General features: G+C 71.2%; 22 protein-coding genes. 12 read left to right on the top strand and 10 right to left on the bottom strand.

The genetic code is table 11. From position 1 onward, the window contains the following. From ACRX5S_RS15100 to ACRX5S_RS15090, 3 genes are all read left to right on the top strand, one after another. Positions 1 to 945 (top strand): carbohydrate ABC transporter permease (locus ACRX5S_RS15100; protein WP_436773415.1); only part of this gene is annotated, 945 nt, incomplete at its 5' end. Positions 946 to 955: 10 nt separating this feature from the next. Next, entirely contained in the window at positions 956 to 1,849 is an 894-nt protein-coding gene (locus ACRX5S_RS15095; RefSeq protein WP_436773414.1) for a carbohydrate ABC transporter permease, read from the top strand. Between the two features lie 45 nt (positions 1,850 to 1,894). Continuing rightward, positions 1,895 to 3,571, top strand: coding sequence for a glycoside hydrolase family 13 protein (locus tag ACRX5S_RS15090; protein WP_436773413.1), 1,677 nt, complete (start codon positions 1,895 to 1,897; stop codon positions 3,569 to 3,571). Here the strand turns inward: ACRX5S_RS15090 and ACRX5S_RS15085 are convergent. After that, complete coding sequence (locus ACRX5S_RS15085; protein WP_436773412.1) at positions 3,553 to 3,756, bottom strand: hypothetical protein; 204 nt, start codon at positions 3,754 to 3,756, stop codon at positions 3,553 to 3,555. The genes ACRX5S_RS15090 and ACRX5S_RS15085 overlap by 19 nt on opposite strands. A 491-nt stretch (positions 3,757 to 4,247) precedes the next feature. Further along, on the bottom strand, positions 4,248 to 4,538 hold the full coding sequence (locus ACRX5S_RS15080; protein WP_436773639.1) for a helix-turn-helix domain-containing protein: 291 nt from the start codon (positions 4,536 to 4,538) through the stop codon (positions 4,248 to 4,250). 325 nt (positions 4,539 to 4,863) lie between these two features. Between ACRX5S_RS15080 and ACRX5S_RS15075 the strand changes: the two genes are divergently transcribed. The 4 genes from ACRX5S_RS15075 to ACRX5S_RS15060 all read left to right on the top strand — a co-directional run bounded on the left by ACRX5S_RS15075 (position 4,864) and on the right by ACRX5S_RS15060 (position 9,909). Then, positions 4,864 to 6,588, top strand: coding sequence for an MFS transporter (locus ACRX5S_RS15075; RefSeq protein ID WP_436773411.1), 1,725 nt, complete (start codon positions 4,864 to 4,866; stop codon positions 6,586 to 6,588). A gap of 100 nt (positions 6,589 to 6,688) precedes the next feature. Next, on the top strand, positions 6,689 to 7,933 hold the full coding sequence (locus ACRX5S_RS15070) for a helix-turn-helix domain-containing protein (RefSeq protein ID WP_436773410.1): 1,245 nt from the start codon (positions 6,689 to 6,691) through the stop codon (positions 7,931 to 7,933). A gap of 136 nt (positions 7,934 to 8,069) precedes the next feature. Further along, positions 8,070 to 8,273 (top strand): hypothetical protein, encoded by a 204-nt coding sequence (locus ACRX5S_RS15065; RefSeq protein WP_436773409.1) that lies wholly within the window; start codon positions 8,070 to 8,072, stop codon positions 8,271 to 8,273. A gap of 121 nt (positions 8,274 to 8,394) precedes the next feature. Further along, positions 8,395 to 9,909, top strand: a complete 1,515-nt coding sequence (locus ACRX5S_RS15060; RefSeq protein WP_436773408.1) for an FAD-binding oxidoreductase — start codon at positions 8,395 to 8,397, stop codon at positions 9,907 to 9,909. Between the two features lie 67 nt (positions 9,910 to 9,976). Here the strand turns inward: ACRX5S_RS15060 and ACRX5S_RS15055 are convergent, their stop codons facing one another. The 8 genes from ACRX5S_RS15055 to ACRX5S_RS15020 all read right to left on the bottom strand — a co-directional run bounded on the left by ACRX5S_RS15055 (position 9,977) and on the right by ACRX5S_RS15020 (position 19,824). Further along, positions 9,977 to 11,023: a MazG family protein gene (locus ACRX5S_RS15055; RefSeq protein WP_436773638.1), complete on the bottom strand. Its 1,047-nt coding sequence runs from the start codon at positions 11,021 to 11,023 to the stop codon at positions 9,977 to 9,979. Between the two features lie 110 nt (positions 11,024 to 11,133). Next, positions 11,134 to 11,982: a hypothetical protein gene (locus tag ACRX5S_RS15050; RefSeq protein ID WP_436773407.1), complete on the bottom strand. Its 849-nt coding sequence runs from the start codon at positions 11,980 to 11,982 to the stop codon at positions 11,134 to 11,136. Between the two features lie 116 nt (positions 11,983 to 12,098). Then, positions 12,099 to 12,701 (bottom strand): SurA N-terminal domain-containing protein, encoded by a 603-nt coding sequence (locus tag ACRX5S_RS15045; RefSeq protein ID WP_436773406.1) that lies wholly within the window; start codon positions 12,699 to 12,701, stop codon positions 12,099 to 12,101. Positions 12,702 to 12,927: 226 nt separating this feature from the next. Then, the gene (locus ACRX5S_RS15040) at positions 12,928 to 13,587 is read right to left on the bottom strand and encodes a GOLPH3/VPS74 family protein (RefSeq protein WP_436773405.1); all 660 of its coding nucleotides are present in this window, start codon (positions 13,585 to 13,587) and stop codon (positions 12,928 to 12,930) included. Positions 13,588 to 13,797: 210 nt separating this feature from the next. Further along, entirely contained in the window at positions 13,798 to 14,097 is a 300-nt protein-coding gene (locus ACRX5S_RS15035) for a hypothetical protein (RefSeq protein WP_436773404.1), read from the bottom strand. 11 nt (positions 14,098 to 14,108) lie between these two features. Continuing rightward, on the bottom strand, positions 14,109 to 15,032 hold the full coding sequence (locus ACRX5S_RS15030) for an SPFH domain-containing protein (RefSeq protein ID WP_436773403.1): 924 nt from the start codon (positions 15,030 to 15,032) through the stop codon (positions 14,109 to 14,111). A 558-nt stretch (positions 15,033 to 15,590) separates the two neighbouring features. Further along, positions 15,591 to 19,139, bottom strand: coding sequence for a transcription-repair coupling factor (gene mfd, locus ACRX5S_RS15025; protein WP_436773402.1), 3,549 nt, complete (start codon positions 19,137 to 19,139; stop codon positions 15,591 to 15,593). A 187-nt stretch (positions 19,140 to 19,326) separates the two neighbouring features. Then, the gene (locus tag ACRX5S_RS15020) at positions 19,327 to 19,824 is read right to left on the bottom strand and encodes a hypothetical protein (RefSeq protein ID WP_436773401.1); all 498 of its coding nucleotides are present in this window, start codon (positions 19,822 to 19,824) and stop codon (positions 19,327 to 19,329) included. 429 nt (positions 19,825 to 20,253) lie between these two features. Between ACRX5S_RS15020 and ACRX5S_RS15015 the strand changes: the two genes are divergently transcribed. The 5 genes from ACRX5S_RS15015 (at position 20,254) to ACRX5S_RS14995 (ending at position 25,975) form a co-directional block, all read left to right on the top strand. Continuing rightward, entirely contained in the window at positions 20,254 to 21,711 is a 1,458-nt protein-coding gene (locus ACRX5S_RS15015) for an aldehyde dehydrogenase family protein (protein WP_436773400.1), read from the top strand. A 182-nt stretch (positions 21,712 to 21,893) separates the two neighbouring features. Further along, positions 21,894 to 22,409, top strand: coding sequence for a hypothetical protein (locus ACRX5S_RS15010; protein WP_436773399.1), 516 nt, complete (start codon positions 21,894 to 21,896; stop codon positions 22,407 to 22,409). A 195-nt stretch (positions 22,410 to 22,604) separates the two neighbouring features. Continuing rightward, on the top strand, positions 22,605 to 23,864 hold the full coding sequence (locus ACRX5S_RS15005) for a nucleotide sugar dehydrogenase (RefSeq protein ID WP_436773398.1): 1,260 nt from the start codon (positions 22,605 to 22,607) through the stop codon (positions 23,862 to 23,864). 91 nt (positions 23,865 to 23,955) lie between these two features. Then, a complete protein-coding gene (locus ACRX5S_RS15000) occupies positions 23,956 to 25,005 on the top strand; it encodes a hypothetical protein (RefSeq protein ID WP_436773397.1) in 1,050 nt (349 codons plus the stop codon). Then, positions 24,995 to 25,975 carry a methionyl-tRNA formyltransferase gene (locus ACRX5S_RS14995; protein WP_436773396.1) on the top strand — a complete coding sequence of 327 codons (981 nt, stop codon included), beginning with the start codon at positions 24,995 to 24,997 and terminating at the stop codon, positions 25,973 to 25,975. Before ACRX5S_RS15000 ends, ACRX5S_RS14995 begins: the two co-directional genes overlap by 11 nt. Positions 25,976 to 26,109: the final 134 nt, after the last annotated feature.

The following is a 26,109-nucleotide window of genomic DNA, read 5'->3' as shown; positions in this document are numbered from 1 at the left end:
GGTGCGCCCCGGAAGCCGGGGCGCACCACCAGGGCCCCGGCCCCGCCCGACGGACGGCCGCCCGGGAACCTGCGCCGCAAGATCACCGACAACCTGACGGCGTACGCGTTCCTCGCAGGCGGCCTCATATGCTTCGCGCTCTTCTCGTGGTACCCCGCGATCCGCGCCATCCAACTGGCCTTCCAGCGCACGGGCGGCCAGGACGGAGCGGAGAAGACCGAGTGGGTCGGCTTCGACAACTTCACCACGGTCTTCCGCGACCCGGAGTTCGCCGCCGCGTGGCGCAACACCGTCCAGTTCACCGTGCTCGCGCTGCTCATCGGCTTCGCGGTGCCGTTCCTGCTGGCCCTGCTGATCAACGAAATGCGGCACGCCAAGGCGTTCTTCCGGCTCGCGGTCTACCTGCCGGTGATGATCCCGCCGGTCGTCACGGCGCTGATGTGGCAGTGGTTCTTCGACCCCGGACCGGGCCTGTTCAACGAACTCCTTCGGGCCGTACACCTACCGACGTCCAACTGGACCAACGGCGAGGACACCGCCATGGTTTCGCTGGTCCTCGTCGCGACGTGGGCCAACATGGGCGGCACGGTGCTCATCTACCTCGCCGCGCTGCAAGGCATACCGGGCGAGTTGTACGAGGCCGCCGAACTCGACGGCGCCAACCTGTGGCAGCGCATCCGACACGTGACGATCCCGCAGACGCGGTTCGTGATCCTGATGCTGATGCTGCTTCAGATCATCGCCACGATGCAGGTGTTCGTCGAACCCTTCATCATCACCGGCGGCGGTCCCGGCGATTCCACGATCACCGTGCTCTACCTCGTCTACAAATACGCGTTCGTCTACAACAACTACGGAAGCGCCTGCGCGCTCAGCGTGTTGCTGCTGGTCTTCCTCGCCACCTTCTCCGCGCTCTACCTGCGGTTGACCCGGAACCAAGGCTGAGGAGGCGGCGATGGCCGGCAAGGAGACCGCGCACGTCCGCACACTCGTGTCGCCGATGCGGCTGCGCACGCGCCGCGGGCGCACCGTCTACTGGACCGTGTTCACGCTGACGGTCGCCGGGTTCGCGTTCGCGTTCCTGTTCCCCGTCTACTGGATGGTCACCGGGGCGTTCAAATCCCCCGACGAACTGCTCCAGAGCCCTCCGACCTACGTGCCCGACGAATGGCACGCGGACAACTACTCCGAGGCCTGGCGCCGGATGGACCTGGCCGGTGTCATCAAGAACACCCTCCTCCAAGCGGGCGGGGCCTGGCTGTTCCAGATCGTGCTGTGCACCGCCGCGGCGTACGCGCTGTCCAAGCTCAAGCCGGTGTTCGGCCAGGTGATCCTGGGCGCGATCCTGGCGACCCTGATGGTCCCGGCGTCGGCGCTGCTGGTGCCGAAGTACCTCACCGCGGTGGACGTCCCGTTCGTCGGCACCAACCTGCTCAACACCCCGTGGGCGATCTGGCTGCCGTCCGTCGCCAACGCCTTCAACCTCTACCTGCTCAAGCGGTTCTTCGACCAACTGCCGAACGACGTCCTGGAGGCCGCCGCGATCGACGGCGCCGGACCGCTGCGCCGCCTGTGGTACATCGTGCTGCCGATGTCGCGGCCGGTGCTCGGCGTCGTGTCCATCTTCGCGGTCGTCGCGGTCTGGCAGGACTTCCTGTGGCCGCTGCTGGTCTACCCGGACACCGACAAGCAGCCGATCAGCGTCGCCCTCGTGCAGTTGTCGGCGAGCCTGCCGCTCACGTACCTCATCGCGGCGATGGTCATCGCGAGCATCCCGATGGTCGCCGTCTTCCTGGTGTTCCAGCGGCACATCATCGCCGGGATCAGCGCCGGCGGCGTCAAGGAGTAGGCCGAATCCTCCCGAAAACCGGTACCGCCCGAAAGGACACGGCACGTGGCAGAGCACGGCCCGCAGAACGCACCGGAAACCCCGTGGTGGCGCAGCGCGGTGATCTACCAGGTCTATCCGCGCAGCTTCGCCGACGCGGACGGAGACGGTACGGGGGACCTGGCCGGCGTCCGGGAGAAGCTGCCGTACCTGGCGGAACTCGGCGTCGACGCACTCTGGTTCAATCCGTGGTACCCGTCGCCGATGGCGGACGGCGGCTACGACGTGGCCGACTACCGGGGCGTGGCACCGGAGTTCGGCTCACTCGCCGGGGCGGAGAAGCTGATCGCCGACGCCCTGGAGCTGGGCATCCGCACCATCGTCGACATCGTCCCGAACCATGTCTCCAGCGAACACCCCTGGTTTCGAGCGGCAGTTGCCGACCCGCGGGCGGTGGAACGGGAGTTGTTCTGGTTCCGGCCCGGCCGTGGACCGGGCGGCGAACTACCGCCCAACAACTGGATATCCGAGTTCCACGGCTCGGCGTGGACACGGACGGACGACCCCGAGGGCAACCCCGGCGACTGGTACCTCAACCTGTTCGACTCGCGGCAGCCGGACCTCAACTGGGCGCATCCGGCGGTACGCGAGGAGCACGAGGACGTCCTGCGGTTCTGGTTCGACCGGGGTGCGTCCGGGGTGCGGATCGACTCCGCCGCCCTGCTCGAAAAGGACCCGGCGCTGCCGGACCTCGCGCCGGACGCGACCCCGCACGGCGGCACGCACCCCTACATCGATCGCGACGGACTGCACGACATCTACCGGCGGTGGCGGCGCATCGCCGACTCGTACCCGGACCCGCGGGTGCTGATCGGCGAGATCTGGCTGCCGGACACCGAGCGGTTCGCGCGCTACCTGCGGCCGGACGAGCTGCACACCGCGTTCAACTTCGACTTCCTGACGTGCCCATGGGAACCTGCCCGCCTGCGGGCCTCGATCGACGGGACGCTCGCCGCGCACGAGCCGGTGGCGGCACCGGCGACGTGGGTGCTGGCCAACCACGACGTCACGCGCACGGTGACGCGGTACGGGCGTGAGGACACGTCCTTCGGCTTCGCCGCGAAGGCCCGCGGCGTACCCACCGATCTCGCGCTCGGCACGCGTCGGGCACGGGCGGCGGCGCTGCTCACGCTTGCCCTTCCCGGGGCCGTATACATCTACCAGGGCGAGGAGTTGGGGCTTCCGGAGGTCGAGGACATCCCGGCGGAGGCTTTGCAGGACCCGATGGCGCTGCGGTCGGGCGGGGTCTCGCCGGGGCGGGACGGCTGCCGCGTGCCGCTGCCGTGGTCGGGGGACGCGCCGCCGTACGGGTTCAGCCCGGAGGGCTCGGGGGCACGGCCGTGGCTGCCGCAGCCCGGGGACTGGGCGGCGCGTACGGCCGAGGCGCAGGACGGCGACCCGGGCTCGATGTTGGAGCTGTACCGCACCGCGATCCGCCTCCGGCGGGCCGAACCCTCCTTGGGAGACGGGGAGTTGACCTGGCTGCCGGACGCCGCCCCGACCCTTTTGGCGTTTCGGCGCGGTGACAGCTTCTGCTGCGTGGTGAACCTCGGCACGGAGGCGACCGAACTACCGCCGCACAGCGCTGTGCTGGTTGCCAGCGGCCCGCTCACCGAGACCGGAGCGCTGCCGACCGACACAGCGGTTTGGCTCCGCGTCCGAGCTCAGACGACGACCACGTAACGACAGACAACACCGAGCTGCGGCGCCAACGCCCCGTCGACGCAGTCGCGCACGATCCGGACGTCCCCCGTCACCGTCTCAACCCGCCCAGGCGCGCGCCACACGGTGACCCCGTCGGTGTCCCCGTCATCCGCACTCGCCGCGGCCGCGGCCGCCGCCGCCGGCAGCACCCCCACGGTAGCCACGCCTGCTGCAACCATCCCAAGAGCCACCGAACTTGCCCATGCCCCAAATCCCCTGCCTGTCACCATCACCCCTCCAAAAGGGAGTCGGCACCCCCACCACCCACCCAACGGCGATAGGCAGTGCGGGTAACGCGCGACGAGAGGCGAGAGGGAGCACAGGGGAGCGCACGTGGTCGCGCGAATCGCGGTGGCGAGCGAAGGCTTGGAGGTGTGGGCGGGCGGCGAGGCGGAGGTGCGGCAGGCGACGTGACGTGGCACGGCAGCGACGGCCTTTTCTGGAACGGCGCCTGGCGCGGAGCGGAGGCGTGGCGCGGGGGGCAGCCCGACGCAGGAGGCGGCGTGGGCCGCTCGTCGGTTCTGCTTTGTTCGGGCGTGATCCAGCGGGGGGACGCCACAGACAAGCGCAGCGGCTATCTGCGGCAAAGAAGGCGGACAAGGTCGCGTGACCGCTCTCGCTCCCCGGCGGTGCACTCACGTCTCCTTGCTCTGCTCTATTTCCAACTCGGGGGCGGGCGCGACCTCAGGGGCCAGGTCCGGGGCGGGCTGCGACTCGGAGCCCGACTGTTCGGGGGCGGCGGCCGAGCGTGGCCCAGGCTCTCCACGTCGCTGCCCAGCGCGGCGGCGATCGCATGCGCTCGCTCCATCTGCGCCTGCGCCTGCTGCCCGCCTTCCAGGCGGCTGATGACGGACGGCGAGGCGCCGGCCCGGGACACGAGTTCGCTCATGGTCCAGCCCGTCGCGGTGCGCGCGGCGCGGCGGCGGGCGGCCTGGCCTGCGGCTATCCAGGGGTTGGGCTCGCTGTCCCCGCCATGTCACCCCTGCCTCGACAGCGCTCTCGTGTATCCCTTCCGCCGTGCCCGGCCAATGATCATCCGGCGTGCGAACAGGGCTTTTCAAGAGACCTGGGATGCGCTGCGTTCCCCGGATAGCGCGGCACGCCGAGTGTTGTCCGCGGGGCAGGGCGCCGGGACGCGGTCCGGATGGGTGCCCGTGCCACCAACTGCCGAGGATATCGGTGCTGTTACCCCGCGACACCCCCGCGTGAATCCGTTCACAAGGTGATTGGCACAATCGACCTCGCGGAGGCTCGTGCACTGGGGAGGCAGCATGGCCGACACCATCGAGAAGGCGGCGGACCACGACGGGGGCGGGGGCGGCGAGGCGGACGCGCAGCCCGACCGGAGGCGGTGGATCGCGCTCGCGGTCGTGCTCACCGCAGGCTTCATGGACCTGCTGGACGTCACGATCGTCAACGTGGCGATCCCGGCGATCCAGGGCGAACTGGGCGCGAGTTACGCGTCCATCCAGTGGATCGTCGCGGCGTACGCGCTCTCATTCGCCGTCGTGCTCATTACCGGCGGCCGCCTGGGCGACATCTTCGGACGCCGCCGCCTGTTCCTGATCGGCATGACCGGTTTCACCGTCGCGTCGCTGCTGTGCGGGATCGCGACCGGGCCGGGCATGCTGGTCGGCGCCCGGGCGTTCCAGGGCCTGATGGCGGCGATCATGGTGCCGCAGATCCTCGCCATCGTGCACGTCACCTTCCCGCCTTCCGAGCGCGGCAAGGTCTTCGGGATGTACGGCGCGATCGCGGGCATGGCCGCGATCAGCGGGCCGATCGTGGGCGGACTCCTGATCGAGGCCGACGTGTTCGGCTGGGGCTGGCGTCCGATATTCCTGGTGAACATCCCGGTCGGGATCCTCGGCATCATCGCAACGCTGGTCTACGTACGGGAGTCCAAGGCACCGCACGCGCTCAAGCTCGACCTCGTCGGCGTCGGCCTCGTCACCACGGCCCTGTTGATGCTGGTCTTCCCGCTCGTGCAGGGACGCGAACTGGACTGGCCCTGGTGGACGTTCGCGCTGATGGCCGGATCCCTGCCGCTGTTCGCGGTGTTCGTCGCGTACGAGCGGGTCAAGACGCGGCGGGACGGCTCGCCGCTGGTCGAACTCGGGTTGTTCCGGGCGCGTTCGTTCTCCGCGGGCATGCTGGTGCTGCTGCTGTTCCAGGGCTGCATGGCGGCGTTCTTCCTGACCTGGAGCCTGTACCAGCAGCTCGGGCTGGGGTGGGAGCCGCTGCACGCGGGGCTCGCGGGCGTGCCGTTCTCGCTGGGCGTGTCGGTGGCGGCGGGGATGTCGATCCAGTTCCTGGTACCGCGGTTGGGCCGCCACGTGCTGAGCCTCGGCGCTGTGGTGATGGCCGTCGGCATGCTGGTGTACGCGTGGGCCGTCGACCACTACGGCACGGGCATCTCGGCGTGGCAGATGCTGATACCGCTGGTGGTGGCCGGCCTCGGAATGGGCTTGCTGCTCCCGCCACTTGCGGACACGGTGCTGTCGGGCGTGGCGGAGAAGGACGCGGGGTCGGCGTCGGGCGTGCTGAACGCCGTCAACCAACTCGGCAACGCGATCGGCATCGCGGTGGTCGGCGTGATCTTCTTCGCGCTGCTCACGGGGCAGTCGGGCCCCGCGGCGTCGGCGGCGGTACCGGAACTGCGGCGGGACCTCGCGGCGGCCGGGGTTCCGGCGCAGTACCAGGACCAGATGGTCGCGGGCTTCCGGGACTGCGTGCGGGACCGTACGGAGGAACAGGACCCGGCGGTCGTACCGACATCGTGCGACGACGCTCCGCTGCGGGAACTGCCGCAGCCCATGCGGGACATGGTGATGGAGGCGGTGGAGAAGGCGGGACGGGAGGCGGGCGCGACGGACTTCGCCCGCTCGTTCCAGCGGACGTTGTACGGAGTTGCGGGCGGGATGGTGCTGGTCTCGGTGCTGATACTGGCGCTGCCGAGGCGGATCGAGCAGCACGAGGGCGTCCACGTCGGCTGAGAGTTCACGAACGCCCGATCGCCCCCACGAGATCGCGACCGGGCCGGAGCCCCCGCGGCGTACCGTTGAGTGACGGTCAGACCGAGGCTCGGGTGGCGGCATGGCAGCGACGCTGGGACAGAACGTCAAGAACTATCGGCGACGCGCCGGGTTCAATCAGGAGCAACTCGCCGAGGCGGCAAGCCTCAGCGTGGCGACCGTCCGCAAGGTCGAGCAGGGCCGAACGGTCGAGATGGCCACGCTGCACAAACTCGCCCGCGCGCTGAACGTGCAGACATCGGACCTGTTGGCCGCCGACGCCCCCGTGCCGGTGGACGGCAACGATCCCAACCGTCTCCATCTCGTCGACCTGCGCAAGGCTCTGACACCGCCGATCGGCCTCGTGCCGCTCTCGCGCACGGCCGAGCGCGAACCGGATCTGTCAGCTCTGGCGGGCGCCGTGCTCGACGCGGGCAAGCTCTACCACGCCGACCAATACCAGGCACTTGCAATGCGGTTGCCGCAGCTGGTCCGCGAAACCACGGACGCAGCAGCCTGGTTCGCCGACACTGACGGTGACGCGTGCATCACCGCCCTGGCCACGCGTGCACGCGTCCTGGAGCTCACGGGCCGTTTCCTCACGCAGACGCGGCAATACGACCTCGCCTACCAAGCGCTCGCGGGCGCAATCGGAGATGCAAAGGCGGCCAACATCGAACTGACGGCGGCCTCGGGCATCAATGGCCTCGCGTGGCTGCTCCTGAGGCAGGGGCGGTTTGATGATGCGGAGTCCTTGGCCGCCACCACCGCGGATGTCATCGAGCCGCGTCTGTCCGATACTTCACCGCAGCGCTTCGCCGCGTGGGGCTGGCTTGCCCTGCGGGCAGCCGCGGCCGCCGTGCGCAACAACCGCCCGCAAGTGGCGGAGGACTACCACCGCATGGCGATGATGGCAGCGGTGGCGCTCGGCGCGGAATATCACGATCCGCACCACCAATGGTCGCGCTTCGGGCCCGTCACCGTCGCAATGAAGTCGGTCGAGGCGACGGTCGTCATCGGTGACGCGCGAACCGCGTTGCGACAAGCGGAGGAGGGGCCGCTGAGCGCTTACGGCCGCCAGAAGGCAGGACGGCCGAGCGGCGACAACTGGCATCGGCACCGCCTCGACGTCGCCCAAGCGCACGTCGCACTGGGTGACTTCCAGTCAGGCATGGACGAACTCACGTATCTGCGACGCTGCTCCCCCGCCTGGTTGAAGCACCAGGGCGCCGCGCGTTCAGTGCTCGGTGATGTCCTGCGCAAGCGCAAGCGCACGCTCACGGTCGAGATGCGCGACATGGCGGTCTTTCTCGACGTCACGGGCTGACGCATCGCCAACTGCGCTGCTGCGTAGCAGTTTGCGGCGCAATCACCGCGAAGTGCGCCACAGTCCTTCTGGGGGTGCCGTCGAAGACTCCCTAGCGTCGGACTCGGCCTGATACCGACGTTCGGGGGACCGCCTCGTGACAAACTCCACCCCGCCGCGCACCTCCCGCATGACCATCCGCGTCTACCGCATCACCCCCGAAACCGGGGAGCAGACGACCCTGCGGCCACGACGCGAGATCGCCCTGACCCTCCCCATCGCCCCACCCTTACCTTCCAATCCCCTCGCCTTCCCGGCGTGCCGGTGTCTTGGCTGCCGGGTCCCCGAACCCGGCGTCTGACCGGCCATCCCACTCCTCCATTGGGCGCAGCTCGGCGTGCCGTCGTCCTCACAACAGGTGACGATGGCAAGGCTGCGTGGTCCGCACGTGGTGGGTGCGGACTACAGGAGTCGTGAGCAACGTGACGATCGATCGACGGCGGTTTCTGGCCGCGCTGGGGGTCGGCGGGGCGATGGCGGTGGCGGGCGGGACCGGTGCGGCAGCGCAGAGCCTGGCACCAGCCGCGTTTGATCGGCGTTCGATATCCCGGCTCGCGCCGGGGCCGCCGGACTGGGCCGCTCTCAAGGCCCGGCTCGACGGGCGGCTTCTTCTCCCCCAGGACCAGGGCTACGCCGTCGCCCGCCTCGGGTACAACGAGCTGTACGACTTCCAACTCCCCGCCGCCGTCGCCCGCTGCACCTCGGCGAACGACGTACAGGCGTGCCTCGAGGTCGCCCGCGGACACGGCGTACCGATCGCCGCGCGCAGTGGAGGGCACAGCTACCTCGGTTACAGCGTCCCGAGCAACGGTCTCGTCATGGATCTCCGCCCGATGGCCAGGGTCCAGGTCCTCGGCGACGGGACGGTCCGGGTCGGCGCCGGCGCCCGGCTGATCGAGGTGTACGCGGCTCTCGCCGACGCCGGGCGGCTGATGCCCGCCGGGTCGTGTCCGACCGTGGGTGTCAGCGGGCTCGCCCTCGGCGGCGGAGTCGGCGTCCTGGCCCGCAAGTACGGGCTGACCTGCGACCGCCTCCTCTCAGCCGAAGTCGTCACCGCCGACTCGCGGGTCATCACCGCATCCGCGTGCTCCGAGCCCGATCTGTACTGGGCTTTGCGGGGCGGGGGCGGCGGCAACTTCGGTGTGGTCACCGAGTTCACCTTCAGCACCGAGCCCGCACCGGACCTGACCGTCTTCTCGCTCCGCTTCCCGGCCGGTGCGACGGCCTCGGTCGTCGGGGCCTGGCAGCAGTGGGTCACACGAGCGCAACCCGAACTCTGGTCGAACTGCGTGGTCTCCGGCGGCACTCCGCCCACCTGCCGCGTCGGCGGGTGCTACGTCGGGCCACAGAGCGAACTCGACCCGCTCCTCGACCGGTTGGTCAACGCGGTTGGCACGCAGCCCAGTTCCCGCACCGTCCAGGGCAAGAGCTACCTGGACACGATGAAGTACATGGCCGGATGCGCGAACGACACCATCGCCCAGTGCCATCCGATCTCCGAGGGCGGCGTGCTGCCGCGCGCGTCCTTCGTGGCCGTGTCCCGCGTGCTGACCGCTCCGGTGGACGCGGAGCGGCTCGTGCGGCTCATGGACGGACGCACCGGCATCGACCTGCTGCTCGACTCGATGGGCGGGGCCGTCGCGCAACTCGCTCCCGACGCAACCGCGTTCCCGCACCGCTCGGCGCTCGCCACCGCGCAGGTCTACGCGAGCACCACGCCGGCGGGCCAGGCCGCGGCCACCGCCGCCGTGGACGCGATCCGGGACGGCCTCGCCGACTTGGGCGCGACCGGGGCGTACGTCAACTACATCGACGCGAACCTGCCCGACTGGGGCACCGCCTACTACGGCGGCAACCTGCCCCGGCTGAAGGCGGTATCGCACCGGTACGACCCGGACGGGGTGTTCGCGTTCCCCCAGTCGATAGCTCGCGCCTGAGCCACGCCCTTGCGGACTCCACGGCCCACGTTCAGGAATCGGCGGTCGGCCAGGAATCGGCGTCCGTTCAGACCTCCTTGGCGCCCTCCGCCGCACGGACCGCGTCGCGGTGGCGCAACGCCGCCGCGCGCAGGGCGGTTTCCGGGTCGACGCCGTGTGTCGCGGCCAACTCGGTGGCGGCGAGCAGCAGTTCGCCGATCGACTCGTCGTCGACGCGGTCGGGCACCGCGACGGACCCCGGCACCGGCACCTCAAGTCCCGCGCGCCTGCTCCGCGAAATGACCTTGCCCGCAAGGGACAGCGCGGGCTGGCCGAGCGGAATGCCGTCCACGACCGACTCGCGGCCGGTCTTCTCGGCGGCCTTGAGCTCGTCCCAGTTCCGCTCGACGTGCTCCGCGCTCTCCGCCACGACGTCGGCGAACACGTGCGGGTGGCGCCGCGTCAGCTTCTCCACGATCTCGCCCGCGACGTCGTCGATCGTGAACGGGTCGTCGGGGTCCTCCTCGGCGACCCGCGCGTGGAAGGCGACTTGGAACAACACGTCGCCCAACTCCTCGCGCAGGTGCGCACGGTCGCCGGACCCGATGGCGTCGACCAGTTCGTACGCCTCCTCGACCAGGTAGCGGACGAGCGACTCGTGCGTCTGCTTCGCGTCCCACGGGCACCCGCCGGGCGAGCGGAGACGGTCCATCACCGCGACCACGTCGAGGAGTCGCGCGCCCGGCAGGTCCCACGAGCCGGGGACCACCTCGATGGCCGGGAGTGGCTGCGTACCCCCGGCCGCAACCGCGCCGAGCGCCGCGCCGAGGTCGGGGTCGCCGTCCGAGCCGGCGAGCCACACGACGGGCCCGGTCTGCGCGTCGGCGAGCAGGCGGCGGGCGAGCACCTGCGACGGGACGGCGTCGACCACGGACACGTCGACGCCCGCGTCGCGCACGTACGGCAGTTGCGGATGCGCCGCGTCGCCGGCCAGCACCTGTCCGCCGCCCGCCGCCGTCTCGCGCAGCACCTGCCACGCGGGCCAGCTCAGCAGCCCGGGGGCGACCCGGTGGGTGCCCGTCAGCAGGATCAACCGGTTCCGCGGCACACCGCTCTGTTGCTCGCTCACGGAGATCACCGTACGCGGTGCGCCGGAGGGCGTGGGCGGGACGGCGCCGGAAGGGCGTGCGGGGCCGCGTCGGGTCGACGAGGCCGACAAGGGGTGCCCGGCGGTGGACGGCCCGCTCAGTCGACCGGGGTCTTGCCGGCCAGGACCGCCTGCACGCGCTCCACCTGCGTCCGCACCAGTTCTTCGTCGGGCAGGATGACCTGGGAGCCGGTCAGGTTGACGTACGTGGACTCGACGATCGTCGTCCCCACCCGCACCGCGACGATGCCGTGCACCCACGAACGGCCGTCCGCCGTGCGCGTCGTCTGCGCCAACGCCAGCGCCTGGTCGCCCAGGGCCGGGGCCTTTTGCATGACGTTGCCGCTCCGGAAGACCTGGCCTTCGGACGAGGTGATCCGCACGTCGCCGCAGAGCGGCACCAGCCGCTCGACCTCGGCGAGAAGCTTCTCCGCGTCACCGGCCGAGAAGGACGCCAGGTTGACGCCGACCATGGCGTACGCCTTGCCGCCGCCCGCCGAGTCGACGGCCATCACCGAGGCCCTGCCGCGCGCGGTCACCGACTCGGCGTTCCCGGGCGACAGGATCTCGTCGATCGCGTCGCACTCGGGCTTGTCGGACGTGCCGCCGTCACCGCCGTCCCCGTCGTCCCCGTCGTCCCCGCCGACCACCGTCCAGCCCTCGGGCAGCGCGCTGTTCGGGACCAGCGCGGAGGCGAGCTGATCGTCGGTCAGGTACGCGAACTGCGCGCTCTTCGGGGACTCTGCGGCGAAGCCCCCGCCGGTGGCGGTCGCGGACGCGCTCGGTGCGGGCGCCGAGGGGCCGCCCGACCGGGCGGCCGAGTCGGCGGCGTCCACCACGTCGTCGGCCCCCGAGGAACACGCCGTCGCGGCGAAGAGCACGAGGGGCAGCAGCGCCGCCGCGGCATGGCGTGCCGTACGGCGGAGAGGGCGGGTTCTTCGGGTCAAGGCCGGGCGTCCTCGCACTCGCAGGATTGGGGCGATCATCCTGCCAGGCGGGGTCGGACCGGCGATTGCCGGGGCCGGGACCGCGTGTGAGCGGCTACGGGGCCGTACGCGAGCGCCTACACGCTCGGGTCGGCGGCGCCCTTGCCGGGGGTGAGCCAGGCGTAGTCGACGGGCGCCAGGGCGTCCTCCGCGAGGTCCCACTTGCCGTAGCGCGGGTTCACGGTGATGTTCAGCGACTCGGCGGTCTCGATGTAGATCGCGTTCGCGCGCGCCTCGCCATGCTTGGCGAGCAGCCGGTTGATGATCGTCTGAGTCCGCACCGCCGAGTCGACGCCCGAGGCGGGCACGCCCCGCCCGGCCAAGATCGCTTCGATGGGTTGCCCACCGGTCTGGGCCAACAACTTGCGCTTCTCCACGGCGATGTCGGTCGCCGACACGACGATCCCCTCGCGGCGCGCGACCTCGTCGAGGACCTTGGTCTGCACCAGCAGGGTCAGCTCTTCCTGGGAGGCCTCGACCCCGGGAACCGCCGCGGCCCCGACGCTCTCGCGGGCGTCCGCGGCCTTCTCGACGCGGGAGTTCAGCGTGGAGATGTCGATGCGGTCGCCGCCGACCACAGCGGCGGCACCCGCCTTGGAGTCGCCGCAGCCGGTGAGGGCGAAGCCCGCGAGCAGGGCGGCGAGGGCGAGCGTGGGGACGGAACGCGACGTGCGACTCACACGAACTCCCAGGGTTCGATGGCGCTTGTACAACAGCACTGCGTGTGACCCATGACCAACGACCAAAGATACGGGCGGGCACGCCGCCGCACTTGGATCTTTGCCAAGTTCGTGCGGGGACGTCACGGATCTTGGCTTCGGTCGAGTTCGGTCTTACACGGGTCGGCACCGGTCATCAAGAGGCGCGGCCTGGTCAGCGGCTGTCCGGCGACACCGCACGCGGCGGTCAGCCGCCGTCCGAGGACGCGGCCTTCGCGTCCCGCACCGCCTTGCGCAGCGCCTCCGGCACCGGGCCCAGCCCCTCACTCAGTTCGGCGATCCGGCCGCGGGCCTCGCGGCGCTCGCGTCCCGACATGACCGTCGACATCTCGCCGAGATGCGCGAAGACCGCGGTGGCGGCCTGGCGGCGCGCTACGCGGGCGGGAGGTTGTGTCGGGCGCAGGGCGTCCCGTACGCCTGCCATCGCCGCCGTCCGCATGCGCGGCCGGCGCAGCGAGACGGCCCGGCGCGGGAAGACCAGCAGGATGCGGCTCTCCTCGACGCGGATCACGCGGGAGCGGGCGAGCTCGTCGCGCACCGTGGCGAGCGCCGAACCGGCCGACTTGGCGATCCAGTGGCGCCACGAACGGGGGCGGTCGGACGCCGAGATGCGGGCGTACACGGCGGTCTCCAGCGCCCCGCCCGGAACCGCCGCCGTCCCGTGCGACGCGGTGGCCCGTGCCTTGCCGCCCTCGTCGGCGAGCAGGCCCGCGTCGAGGAGGTCCTGCAACACGGCGGCGTGGAGGACCAGGCCCAGGTGCTGCGTGCCGCCGACACGCTGCCGCTCGGGTTGGCAGGCGAGCAGGAACGCCCGGTGGGCGAGGGAGACGTCGTCCGGCGCTTCCATGTCGGTCACCTTCCTGCCGTGCTTCGCGCTCTCATCGTTCCCGGTGGGGTCGTGGTGTGCGTGGTCGCGGCGGGCTCCGGCGCGGCGGGCTTCGGCGCGGCGGGCCGTACGGCTTTGGGCTCGGGCACGGACATCCGCGCCGCGTGCGCGCGGTCGGCGACGTCGTCGCCCCCACGCCCGCCACCGCCGCACTCGCCGCGCCGCCGCCGATCAGCCGGATTCCGTTTCGACACCGCCATCGTCGCCAGCGCGGCCGTCACCGTCGCCAGCACCGCCAGTACCGTTTCGAGCGGCATCGTCGGTTCCCTCCCCCTCCCGCCGCCGGGGCGGCCTGCCGCGCCGCACCGGGCGTCCGGCGTCGCCGGGCATGCGGCCCGCGTCGCCCAGCGCCCGGCGCAGCAGGAACTCGATCTGGGCATTGGTGCTGCGCAGTTCGTCGGCCGCCCAACGGGCCACGGCGTCGTGCACGGCCGGGTCCAGGCGGAGCAGGATCTTCTTGCGCTCGGTCATCGGCGCAGAGGCTATTGGTACAGCGAACCGGAGTTGACGACCGGCTGCGTCGCCTGCTCGCTGCACAACACGACCAGGAGATTGCTGACCATCGCCGCGCGGCGCTCGTCGTCGAGGTCCACGAGCCGCTGCTCCTCCAGTCGATGCAGTGCCAGCTCGACCATGCCGACCGCTCCCTCCACGATCCGGGTCCGGGCGGCGACCACCGCGCCCGCCTGTTGGCGGCGCAGCATCGCCTGGGCGATTTCGGGGGCGTACGCGAGTCTCGTGATGCGCGACTCGATCACCCGCACGCCGGCCGCCTCGACGCGCACCCCGATCTCGGCGGACAGCTTGGCGGTGATTTCGTCCGCGTTGTCGCGGAGCGAGAGGCCGTCGGTGTTGTGGTTGTCGTACGGGTAGCTGTTCGCGATGTGCCGCACCGCGGTCTCGGTCTGGATCGCGACGAACTCCTCGAAGTCGTCGACCTCGAACATCGCCTGCGCGGTGTCCTGCACCTGCCACACCACGACGGCGGCGATCTCGATCGGGTTGCCGTCGAAGTCGTTGACCTTGGCGGTCTGCGTCTCCAGGTTGCGGATGCGCGTCGAGATCTTGGTGCGGTCGGTCAGCGGGTTGACCCAGCGCAGGCCCTCGTGCCGCAGGGTGCCCTTGTAATGGCCGAAGAGCTGGATCACCCGGGCCTGGCCGGGGGCGATGGTGGTCAGCCCGCACAGCCCGACCAACGCCGCGATCGCGATGACGACGCCGAGGGCGATGAGCCCCGCCCGGGCGCCGCCGTCCACGGTCGCGCTCACGAAGAAGACCACCACGGACGCCGCGAGGCCGAGGAACCCCACGCCGAGTGCGGGCAGCCCGCCCGCGCCCCGCACCAACCGCTCGCGCACCTGCGGCGCGGGCATCTCCACCTTGGTCTCGGGTGCCGTCTCGGCCATGGTGTCCTCCACTCGTCGACCTGACAGCATCAGGTTAGCAAAGTGATATCACTTTTCGCATGAGGGACCTCCCTCGATCCCCTGCGCCCCCGCCCGGGCGGGCCGTGCGGGCGGCGGGCCGGGGCGGGACTGTTCGCGCGAAGGCGTCCATCCGGCGCCCGCGGGCTACCCGGCGGGAATTTGAAGACACTTCCGCAGGCCCGCTGGGGAACCCGCGCGAGGGGCCTAAGCCAGGCGGTTCCGCGAGCCACGCACGCCGCCGGCTCTCCGCTCACACCCGCCGTCCGCGAGCTCACCGCGCGCACGCCAGGGCGCTCCGCGCTCACCGCACTCAGCGGTCACCGGGCGCACGTCAGGGCGCTCCGACAACGCCGAGCCCCCGCACGGGGTGCGGGGGCTCGGCGGGGTGCGTCAGCGGGTGGCGGCGATCGGCTCCAGGATCACCGCGTCGACCAGGTCGCGGGCCCAGTTGAGCAGCGCGGTGTCGCGCAGCGGCTGCCCGCCGATGCGGGCCGTCATCGGCTTCGGNTCTGCTCCCCCCCCCCCCCCCGGGGTGCGTCAGCGGGTGGCGGCGATCGGCTCCAGGATCACCGCGTCGACCAGGTCGCGGGCCCAGTTGAGCAGCGCGGTGTCGCGCAGCGGCTGCCCGCCGATGCGGGCCGTCATCGGCTTCGGCACCAGGATCTGGTGCACGGCCGACTTGACGAGCGTCTTCGGGTACAGCCGCTGGAGCCGCAACTGCTGCGACTCGCGCAGGTCGACCGGGCCGAAGCGGACGAAGTTCCCCTGCAACGTGACGTCCGACAGCCCCGCCTTGCGAACGTGCGCCCGGAACCTGGCCACTTCGAGCAGGTTCTCGACCGGGACCGGCAACGGGCCGTACCGGTCCGTGAGTTCGTCGCGCACCGCGGAGATGTCGTCCTCGCACGTGATCGCGGCGATGCGCTTGTACGCCTCCAACCGCAGCCGCTCGCCCGGCACATAGTCGTGCGGGATGTGCGCGTCGACCGGCAACTCGACCTTGACCTCGGGCACTTCCTCGGCCTGGTCGCCCTTGTACTCGGCCACCGCCTCGCCCACCAACCGCACGTACAGGTCGAATCCGACGCCCTGGATGTGTCCGGACTGCTCGCCGCCGAGCAGGTTGCCCGCGCCGCGGATCTCCAGGTCCTTCATCGCCACGAACATGCCCGCGCCCATCTCGGTGTGCTGGGCGATGGTCGCCAGCCGCTCGTGAGCGGTCTCGGTGAGCGGCTTCTCCGGCGGGTAGAGGAAGTACGCGTACGCCCGCTCCCGTCCGCGCCCCACCCGGCCGCGCAACTGGTGGAGCTGCGACAGGCCGAAGTTGTCGGCGCGTTCGACGATGAGCGTGTTGGCGTTCGAGATGTCGATGCCCGACTCGACGATCGTGGTGCAGACCAGGACGTCGAACTCCTTCTCCCAGAAGTCGACGACGACCTTTTCGAGGGCGTTCTCGTTCATCTGCCCGTGGGCGGTCGCGACGCGCGCCTCGGGGACCATCTCACGGATCTTCGCGGCCGCCTTGTCGATCGACTCGACCCGGTTGTGGATGTAGAACACCTGGCCCTCGCGCAGGAGTTCGCGGCGCACCGCGGCGGCGATCTGCTTGTCGTCGTACGGCCCCACGAACGTCAGCACCGGATGCCGCTCCTCCGGCGGCGTGGTGATCGTGGACATCTCGCGGATGCCGGTGACGGCCATCTCCAGGGTGCGCGGGATCGGCGTCGCGGACATCGTCAGCACGTCGACGTTGGCGCGCAGCTTCTTCAACTGCTCCTTGTGCTCGACGCCGAAGCGCTGTTCCTCGTCCACGATGACAAGGCCCAGGTCCTTGAACCGCGTCTCGGACGAGAACAGCCGGTGCGTGCCGATCACCAGGTCGACGCTGCCGTCGGTCAGCCCCTCCAGCGTGGCCCGGGCCTCGGAGTCGGACTGGAAGCGGGACAACGCCCGGACGTTGACCGGGAATTGCGCGTACCGCTCGGCGAACGTCGAGAAGTGCTGCTGCACCAGCAGCGTCGTCGGCACCAGCACCGCGACCTGCTTGCCGTCCTGCACCGCCTTGAACGCCGCGCGCACCGCGATCTCGGTCTTGCCGTAGCCGACGTCGCCGCAGATCAGCCGGTCCATCGGGACCGACTTCTCCATGTCGGCCTTGACCTCCTCGATCGAGGAGAGCTGGTCCGGAGTCTCGGCGTACGGAAACGCGTCCTCCAACTCCCGCTGCCACGGCGTGTCCTGGCCGAACGCGTGGCCAGGCGCGGCCATGCGCGCCGAGTAGAGCTGGATCAGCTCACCGGCGATCTGCTTGACCGCCTTCTTGGCCCGGGACTTGGTCTTCTGCCAGTCGGCGCCGCCGAGCCGGTGCAGCGAAGGGGCCTCGCCGCCCACGTACTTGGTGACCTGCTCCAGTTGGTCCGTCGGGACGAACAGGCGGTCGCCGGGCTGGCCGCGCTTGGCCGGGGCGTACTCGACCACCAGGTACTCGCGCTGCGCGCCACCGACGGTGCGCTGCACCATCTCGATGTAGCGGCCCACGCCGTGCTGCTCGTGCACCACGAAGTCGCCGGTGCGCAGTTGCAGCGGGTCGACGACGTTGCGCCGCCGACTGGGCAGGCGACGCATGTCCTTGGTCGAACTGCGCTGCCCGGACACGTCGGTCTCGGTCAGCACGAGGAGCTTGAGGCTCTCCGAGACGAAGCCGTTCTCGATGCGTCCGGTGGTCACGTGCACAAGGCCCGGCTCCGGCGCGCCCGGCAGGTCGGGGTCCAGGCGGGCCGTGACCCCTTCGCCCGACAGGAGTTCGACGTACCGCTGCGCCGGGCCCTGGCCCTCGGTGACGAACACGATCCGCCAGTCCTCGGCGAGGCGGCCCTTGACGTCGGCCAGCACCCTCGCGGAGTCGCCGCGGTACGACTCGACCGCGTGCGCGCCGACGGCCACCGTGTCGGCCTCAAGCCGCACGTCGAGGTCGGTGTCCGCGCTGAAGGGGCTGGTCGTCCACCACGCCACTCCCAGCTCCGCCGCGTGCTCGCGCGTGTCGGCGAGGCTGCGCAGCGACGCGGCGCCGAGGTCGATCGGGCTGTCCCCGCCGCCGGCCGCGGCGGCCCAGGAGGCGTCCAGGAACTCCTGGCTCGTCGCGACCAGGTCCGCGGCCCTGGTTCGCACACGCTCGGGGTCGCACACCAGGATGTGCGCGCCGGCGGGCAGCACGTCGAGCAGCATCTCCATGTCGTCCACGAGCGCGGGCGCCAGCGACTCCATGCCCTCGACGGCAATGCCCTCGCTGATCTTGCCGAGCATGTCGGCCAGGTTGGGGTGCTCGTCCAGCAGCGCGGCGGCGCGCTCGCGCACCTCGGGGGTGAGCAGCAGCTCACGGCACGGCGGCGCCCACAGGCCGCCCTCGGCGACCTCCAGCGAGCGCTGGTCCGCGACCTTGAAGTAGCGGATCTCCTCGACCTGATCGCCCCAGAACTCCACGCGGAGGGGGTGTTCCTCGGTGGGCGGGAAGACGTCCAGGATCCCGCCGCGCACCGCGAACTCGCCGCGCTTCTCCACCAGGTCCACGCGCGAGTACGCGGCGGCGGCCAGGCGCTCGACCACGTCGTCCAACTCGGCGTCGGCCCCGGCGGTGAGGCTGACCGGCACCAGGTCGCCCAGCCCCTTCACCTGCGGCTGGAGCACGCTGCGCACCGGTGCGACCACGACCTTCACCGGCCCGCCGGCGGTGTCGGGCGCGCCGGGGTGGGCCAGCCGCCGCAGCACCGCCAGCCGACGGCCGACGGTGTCCGAACGCGGCGACAGGCGCTCGTGCGGGAGCGTCTCCCATGCGGGGAACTCCACCACCGACTCGGGCGGCAGCAGCGACCCCAGCGCACTGACCAGGTCCTCGCTCTCCCGCCCGGTGGCGGTGACGGCCAGCACGGGCCGCCCCGCGCGGGCCGCGATCGCGGCGATCACAAACGGCCGCAGCGCGGGCGGTCCGACCAGGTCGAGGTGGGTACGGCCGCCACTCGCGGCGGCCTCGACGGCCTCGGCGAGGGCGGGATCGGTGACGACGACGTCAAGCACACCGGTAAGGCTCATGAGATGCGCGGATCCTCCGGACGGGCGGCGCGCGGGCAACGCGGAACGCCCCGGCCTGAGAAGGACCGGGGTTCCCCCAAGCCTACGCGGCCCACCGAGAAGGTGCCGGACAGCCACCCCCCACCCCGCTCCCCTCACCCGGTCGCTAGGCCAAACGGGTGAACCAATCCCCAATCCCGCCACCCCGCTACCTAACGTCCTCGCCATGCCAAGCACGAGCCACGAAGCCGCGCACCGCATCTTCCAGGAACGCCCCGAACTCCTTGCGCACGCTTTGGACGGCGCTGACGTGGACACCTCCATCTACTACTCGGATCTCATTGAAGCCGGGTTGAAAGACACCCCGGCGCGAGAACTCTTGAGGCAACTGGTGGAGACCGACACCCTCTTCCCCGGTCTCGGCACCCTTGTCGAGCAGAACCAGCTCATCGGCATGGCCGAGGGCAAAGCCGAGGGCAAGGCGGCGGATGCCGCCGAAAAGGTCCTGCGGCTGCTGGACGGGCGCGGTGTGGCGGTCTCGGAGACCGAACGGCAGCGCGTGCTGAAGTGCGACGACCTGGACACGCTCAACATGTGGTTCCGACCGCGCCATCACCGCCGCAACGGCGGACGAGGTGTTCGCCGAGCCGGGAGCGGGCGCGCGTTGAAGCCATTGCAGCCGCCTGCCGACCTTTTCCACGAACACGAGACCGCTTTGGGCGGGTGCCACCAGGCCGGCCGTGCTGCCGGGGTGGCTGCCGCGGCGCCCGGGCTCTGCGCAGCACAGGTCCTTGCAATCCTCGCTCGTAGGGACATGATCCCTACGACCGAGGAGCGCGACCGCGTGTTCGCATCGAGGGACCTCGACGAACTGGACCGGCTGATGTGCCGTGCCGATGACCGTCCAGCCCGGCGAAGATCTGTTCGACAGCCCGTCGGCGTAGCGGCCACGCTCCCTGTTTGTGTGCCGGTGCGGCTCGGTGTGACGAGTGACGCTTGTTCGGTCCCTGGTTGCCTCTTGGCAACTCACGGCGTAGGGGATCAAATGAGACCGGAGAAATCTGACGAGGCGTCGGATTACTGTGAGTCACACCGGGTCGTACGGGCGTACAGGGCGAGGGAGACGACGCAAAAGATGAGTGGCGAGGCGCAGAAGCTCTTCATTGGTGGCGAGTGGGTCGAGCCGGAGCGTGGTCACTACGAGGTGATCAACCCGGCGACCGAGGAGGTCGTGGGCCTGGCTCCCGAGGCGTCGGTGGAGCAGGCGCACGCGGCGGCGGAGGCTGCCTCGAAGGCGTTCGAGTCGTGGTCGCAGTCGACTCCGGAGCAGCGCGCCGCGATCCTCGACCGCGCCGCCGACCTGCTCTTCAAGGGCGGTGACCTGCCGGGCCTGGCCGCGGCGGAGTCCGGGGCCACGCCGCAGACCGCCATGATGATGCACGTCGGGACGGCGTACGCACGGTTCAAGCGGTACGCGAAGGGCGCCCTGGAGCCGGTCGAGAGTGCGCTCCCGCCGTCGATCGCCCCGGCCAACGCGCTCAGCAAGGCCGGCGTCTTCGGGTCGCTGGTGATCCGCCAGCCGGTCGGCGTCGTCACCTGCATCACGTCGTACAACAACCCGCTGGCCAACACCGCCGGCAAGATCGCCCCGGCCATCGCGATGGGCAACACCTGCGTCGTCAAGCCCGCACCGCAGGACCCGCTGGCCGTGTACCGCCTGGCGAACGCGCTGGAGGAGGCGGGCCTGCCCAAGGGCGTGCTCAACATCGTGACGGGGTCGGCGCCGGACGTCGGCGTGGCCACCGTCGAGTCGCCGTACGTCGACATGGTGAGCTTCACCGGTTCGACCCAGGTCGGCATGAAGATCGCCGAGGCCGCCGGGCGCGGTATGAAGCGGCAGCTCATGGAGCTGGGCGGCAAGGGCGCCTGCGTGGTGTTCGACGACGCCGACATCTCCGCGGCGGTCGCCGGCATCGGCACGGTGTGGAGCTTCTACTCCGGCCAGATCTGCACCGCCCCGACGCGCGTGATCGTGCAGCGCGGCGCGTACCAGCAGCTCGTGGCGGGCCTGGAGGCGTACGCCAAGGCGCTGAAGGTCGGCAACCCGGCCGACGAGGGCGTCGTGGTCGGCCCGGTCATCTCCGCGGTGCAGCGCGGCCGCGTCGAAGACCTGATCGCGACCGGCAAGTCCGAGGGCGCGCACCTGGTGACCGGCGGCGAGCGCCCCGACTTCGACAAGGGCTTCTTCGTCACCCCGACGCTGTTCACCGAGGCGACGAACGAGATGAGCATCGCGCGCGAGGAGTTCTTCGGCCCCGTCGTCACGGTCATCCCGTTCGACGACGAGGAGGAGGGCGTCAAGATCGCCAACGACTCCGACTACGGCCTGATCAGCTACGTCTTCTCCGGCGACTCGGAGCGCGCCTTCCGCGTCGCGCGCCGCCTGCGCTCCGGCGGCGTCGGCATCAACACCGTCGGCCGCAACATGGAGTCGCCGTTCGGCGGCTTCAAGAAGTCCGGCGTGGGCCGTGACGGCGGCTCGTACGGCCTGCTCGCCTACAGCGAGATCCAGTCCCTGGTCTGGCAGGGCTGAGCAACAGGAGCGAACGGCCGAGGGCCGCACCGGAGACCATCCGGTGCGGCCCTCGGCCGTTCGCGGGCGGCGCCGGGCAACCGGGCGAATCGCCGTCGGGGGCGCGGTTTGTCGCATAGCCTGGCGTCGTGCGGCCGGGGGTGGCCGCGGGGGCCGGGGGGCTGGGGGTTCGCGTGCGGGATGTGCGTGCCGATGTGTGCCGGGCGGTACGGGGTGCCGCCGGGCGGTTCGCCGCGCCCGTCGCGGCGCAGTTCGACGCGGCGACGCGGGCCCGCCGGTGGGAGTGGTTCCGCGAGGCGTTCCCGGACATCGACAAGCTGCGGGTCGTCGACCTCGGCGGCTCGGCCGATTTCTGGCTGCACGCACCGGTGCGCCCCGCGCACGTCGAGGTCGTGGGCGCCGACGCCGCCCCGCGTCGGGTGCTCTCGTGGCTGGAACTCGCGGGCGGCGATCCGGTGACGTACGCGCCGGCGGGTGCGGGGGCGTACGACCTCGTGCTGTGCGACGGATTGTTGGAGGCGGACTCCGGTCGGCGCGAGGCGCTCGCGGGGGCGGTACGCGGGCTCGCCGCCCGCTACTGGGTGCGCGCCGCGGGTGTGCGGCGGGCGGAGTTGGCGCGGTTGTTCCCGGATGCCGTGCTGCGCCGGGAGCGCCGGGGCGGGTTGGTGGTGTCGCACATCGCGGCCAAGCCCCGGTAGGGCGGCGGGGTTTCGAGGGTTTCCGGGTGCGGGGCCTCCCGGCTTCCGGAGTTCGGCCGGTTCGGCCGGCACGTGGGGTTCGGCGGCGCTTGGGGTTCGGCGGGTACGTGGGGTTCGGCTGGTACGTGGGGTTCGGCTGGTACTTGGGGTTCGGCCGGCGCTTGGGTTCGGCTGGTTTCTTGGGGAGGGAACAGCATGCGGGTGGTCATCGCGGGACAGGGCTATGTGGGCCTGCCCCTGGCGGTACGCGCGGCGCAGGTCGGGCACGACGTCGTCGGGTACGACACCGACGCGCGTCGCGTGAAGCAGCTCGCCGCCGGCGAGTCCTATGTCGAGGACATCCCGTCGGAGCAGGTCAGGGAGATCCTGGACGCGGGCCGCTACCGCGCCACCGCCGAGCCGCGCGAGCTGGGCGGGTTCGACATCGCGGTCATCACGGTGCCGACGCCGCTGCGCGAGGGCGTACCGGATCTGACGTACATCGAGGACTGCGCGCGGACGCTGTCGCGCTACCTGCGCCCTGGCGCCACGGTGGTGTTGGAGTCGACGACGTACCCGGGCACGACGGAGGAGCTGGTCGGGCCGATCCTCGAAGAGGGCTCCGGTCTCGCCGCCGGGCGGGACTTCCACCTCGGCTACAGCCCCGAGCGCATCGACCCGGGCAACCCGACGTGGAACCTGGTCAACACGCCGAAGGTCGTGTCCGGCGTCGACGCCGCCTCGCTGGCGGTCGTGGACGAGTTCTACGGCTCGCTGGTGGACCGCACGGTGCCGGTCACCTCGCCCAAGGAGGCCGAGCTGGTCAAACTGATCGAGAACACTTTTCGGCACGTCAACATCGCGCTGGTCAACGAGGTCGCGATGTTCGCCCACGACCTGGGCATCGACGTGTGGGAGGCGATCGACGCCTGCTCGACCAAGCCGTTCGGGTTCATGCGGTTCACCCCAGGCCCGGGAGTGGGCGGGCACTGCCTGCCGATCGACCCGTCGTACCTGTCCTGGCGCGTGCAGCGCACACTCGGGCAGAGCTTCCGCTTCGTCGAACTCGCCAACGACGTCAACAACCACATGCCGGACTACGTGGTACGCCGCCTTACCGCCGCGTTCAACGCCCGGCAGCGCTCGGTCAACGGCTCGCGCGTGCTGCTGCTCGGGCTCGCGTACAAGAAGAACACCGGGGACGCGCGAGAGTCGCCGTCGACCCGGATCGCGAGCCTGCTGCTGGACCTCGGTGCCGCGGTCAGCGCGGTGGACCCGCACGTCGACCTGTCGCAGCGCGTCGACGCCCGGCTGGTGCGCGTGGAGTTGACGGCCGATACGGTCGCGGCGGCGGACGCCGTGGTGCTGCTCGTGGACCACGACGACCTGGACCTCGGGCTGGTGCGCGAGCACGCCAAGTACATCCTCGACTGCCGCCGTTCGCTGGAGCGGGCGGACAACGTCGAGATTCTGTGAGGGGTTTCGGAAAGCGGACCGCGGCAAGTGTGGAGCAGTGACCGCGGCGGGGCTGTGACCGGAGTCGAGCGGTGACCGGACTGGAGGGGTCGTGCACAACGCCACGGGGGCGTCGAGAGGGGGCGGGCCGCCCGCCGAGCCGCGGCCGGGGTTCACCCCGGAGCGCCTGGCCCGGCTCGCCGTACGGGCGGTCGCCGACCTGAAGCTCGACCTGACCGGCCGCACGGTCCTCACCGAGGCCGCGACCGGGGCGTACGCCGTCACACCCGTCCTCGCGTCGCTGGCCGGCGCCCGGGTGATCGCGGTGACGCGCGACACCGCCTACGGCACCGCCGAGGAGGTGCGCCATCTCACCGGCATGGTCGGCCTGTTCGCGGGGACACGCCAACCCATCGACGTTGTCACGGAACTGACTCCGCGTCACATCGCGACGGCGGACGTCGTGACCAACAGCGGCCATCTCCGGCCCATCGACGCGGAGTTCATCGCCCACCTCAAGCCGACCGCCGTCGTGCCGCTGATGTTCGAGGCCTGGGAGATCGGCCTCGGCCGCCAGGACGTCGACCTCGCCGCGCTCCGGTCCCGCGGCATCGCCCATGCGGGCACCAACGAACACCACCCGGCCGTGGGCGTGTTCGAACACCACCGGGCGATGGTGATGCGCCTCCTCGCGGACTGCGGCATCGCCGTCTACGGCGCGAACTGCGTCGTGCTCTGTGACAACCCCTTCGAGCCGGAGATCGTCGACGGCCTGGTCCGGGCGGGCGCGCAGGTGCACGGCGCGGGGTCGTTGGAACTGGTGAACACCCCGGAGGACGTCGACGTCGTGGTGGTCGCGCTGCGGCCCGGCCAACTGCCGGTGATCGGCGCCGCGGAGGCGGCCAGGATCGCCGCGCGCTGGCCCGGGGCGGCAGTCGTCCAGGTCTGGGGCGACCTCGACCGCGAGGCGCTGACCGCGAGCGGCGTGCCGTTCTGGCCGCCGGTGGGGCCCGCGCCGGGGCACATGGCGATCCTGCCGTCCGCGGTCGGGCCGGAGCCGATCGTACGGCTCCAGGCGGGCGGCCTGAAGGTGGCTCAGATCCTGCTCACCAGACCCGAGTTGCGCAGTGACGAGGACAGGGAGTACGTGGATGCGATCTGATTCGGCGCGAGAAGCGGCCCGCCCGCGCGTGCTCCTGATCGGCATCGGCCCCACGACGCGCGACGCGCTCGAAGCCCTGGCCGAACGCTTCGACGTCGTCGCCCTGGTGCGCCCCGGCGCCGACGACACGACGGCGTACGCCGAGAAGCTGGCCGTCCCCGTGGAACCGGGTACGCGCGTCGCCGAGATCGAGGGACTGGTCGAACGCCTGGGCCCGGACGCGGTGGTGGTTTCGTCGTACGACCGGATCCTCCCCGACCGGCTGCTCTCCCGCTGCCCGTTCGTGAACGTGCATTACTCGCCGCTGCCGCGCGGACGCGGGCGGGCGAACGTCAACTGGGCCGTCATCAACGGCGACACGGAGACCGCGATCTCCGTGCACACCATGGCCCCGGGTCTGGACGCGGGCGGCATCCTGCACCAGGAGGCGGTCCCGATCGGCCCGCGCGACACGGTGACCGACCTGTACGACCGGCTCAACACCCGCCAGCGGGCCGTCCTCGCGGACGCCGTGGCGCGCCGCCTGACGGGGGACGAGGGCGATCCGCAGGACCACTCCCAGGCCACGTACGGCTGCACGCGGCTCCCGGAGGACGGCGAGATCGACTGGACGGCGCCGACCGCCGTGACGGACCGCCTGATCCGCGCGCTGACACCGCCGTACCCCGGCGCCTTCACCCACCTCGGGCTCGACACCCTGCGCATCCTGCGCGCCGAACCGACCCCCGACGCACCCGTGTTCACCGGACGGGTCCCCGGACGCGTGGTCATGGTCGACCGCACCGGAGCGGGCTGGATCGACGTGCTGACCGGCGACGGCGTCCTTCGCGTCCACGAAGTCGCGCTGGGAGACGAGGAGTCCGCGGCCGTCCCGGCGGCGAGCGTGGTCAGGTCCGTCAAGACCACGCTCGGCCTGCGCACCGCGGACCTGCTCCGCGCCCTGCGCGCCGCGACCGCACGCCGCCCCTGACCCAGACCTCCGCCCGCCTTTCGCCTGCCCTGCGACCGTCCTTCGCCCGGTGACGGTCGAAGAAGGAGCAGGCGAAGGGCGTGGGCCGTGCCGAGGAGTGGGGAGGCCGTCGGGAGGAGGCCGAGCAGGCTCAC

This window comes from Yinghuangia sp. YIM S09857 (assembly GCF_051388915.1).
Taxonomy (GTDB): Bacteria; Actinomycetota; Actinomycetes; order Streptomycetales; family Streptomycetaceae; genus Yinghuangia.
Note: the sequence above shows the minus strand (reverse complement) of the source record. Positions and strands in the feature narration are given on the sequence as shown.

What these genes read in the sequence shown, in the direction of transcription:
- ACRX5S_RS15030 (WP_436773403.1), bottom strand. Translation starts at nt 15,032, where the DNA reads ATGGCCGAGACGGCACCCGAGACCAAGGTGGAGATGCCCGCGCCGCAG.
- ACRX5S_RS15040 (WP_436773405.1), bottom strand. Translation starts at nt 13,587, where the DNA reads ATGGAAGCGCCGGACGACGTCTCCCTCGCCCACCGGGCGTTCCTGCTC.
- ACRX5S_RS15075 (WP_436773411.1), top strand. Translation starts at nt 4,864, where the DNA reads ATGGCCGACACCATCGAGAAGGCGGCGGACCACGACGGGGGCGGGGGC.
- mfd (WP_436773402.1), bottom strand. Translation starts at nt 19,139, where the DNA reads ATGAGCCTTACCGGTGTGCTTGACGTCGTCGTCACCGATCCCGCCCTC.
- ACRX5S_RS14995 (WP_436773396.1), top strand. Translation starts at nt 24,995, where the DNA reads ATGCGATCTGATTCGGCGCGAGAAGCGGCCCGCCCGCGCGTGCTCCTG.
- ACRX5S_RS15095 (WP_436773414.1), top strand. Translation starts at nt 956, where the DNA reads ATGGCCGGCAAGGAGACCGCGCACGTCCGCACACTCGTGTCGCCGATG.
- ACRX5S_RS15070 (WP_436773410.1), top strand. Translation starts at nt 6,689, where the DNA reads ATGGCAGCGACGCTGGGACAGAACGTCAAGAACTATCGGCGACGCGCC.
- ACRX5S_RS15035 (WP_436773404.1), bottom strand. Translation starts at nt 14,097, where the DNA reads ATGACCGAGCGCAAGAAGATCCTGCTCCGCCTGGACCCGGCCGTGCAC.
- ACRX5S_RS15015 (WP_436773400.1), top strand. Translation starts at nt 20,254, where the DNA reads ATGAGTGGCGAGGCGCAGAAGCTCTTCATTGGTGGCGAGTGGGTCGAG.
- ACRX5S_RS15005 (WP_436773398.1), top strand. Translation starts at nt 22,605, where the DNA reads ATGCGGGTGGTCATCGCGGGACAGGGCTATGTGGGCCTGCCCCTGGCG.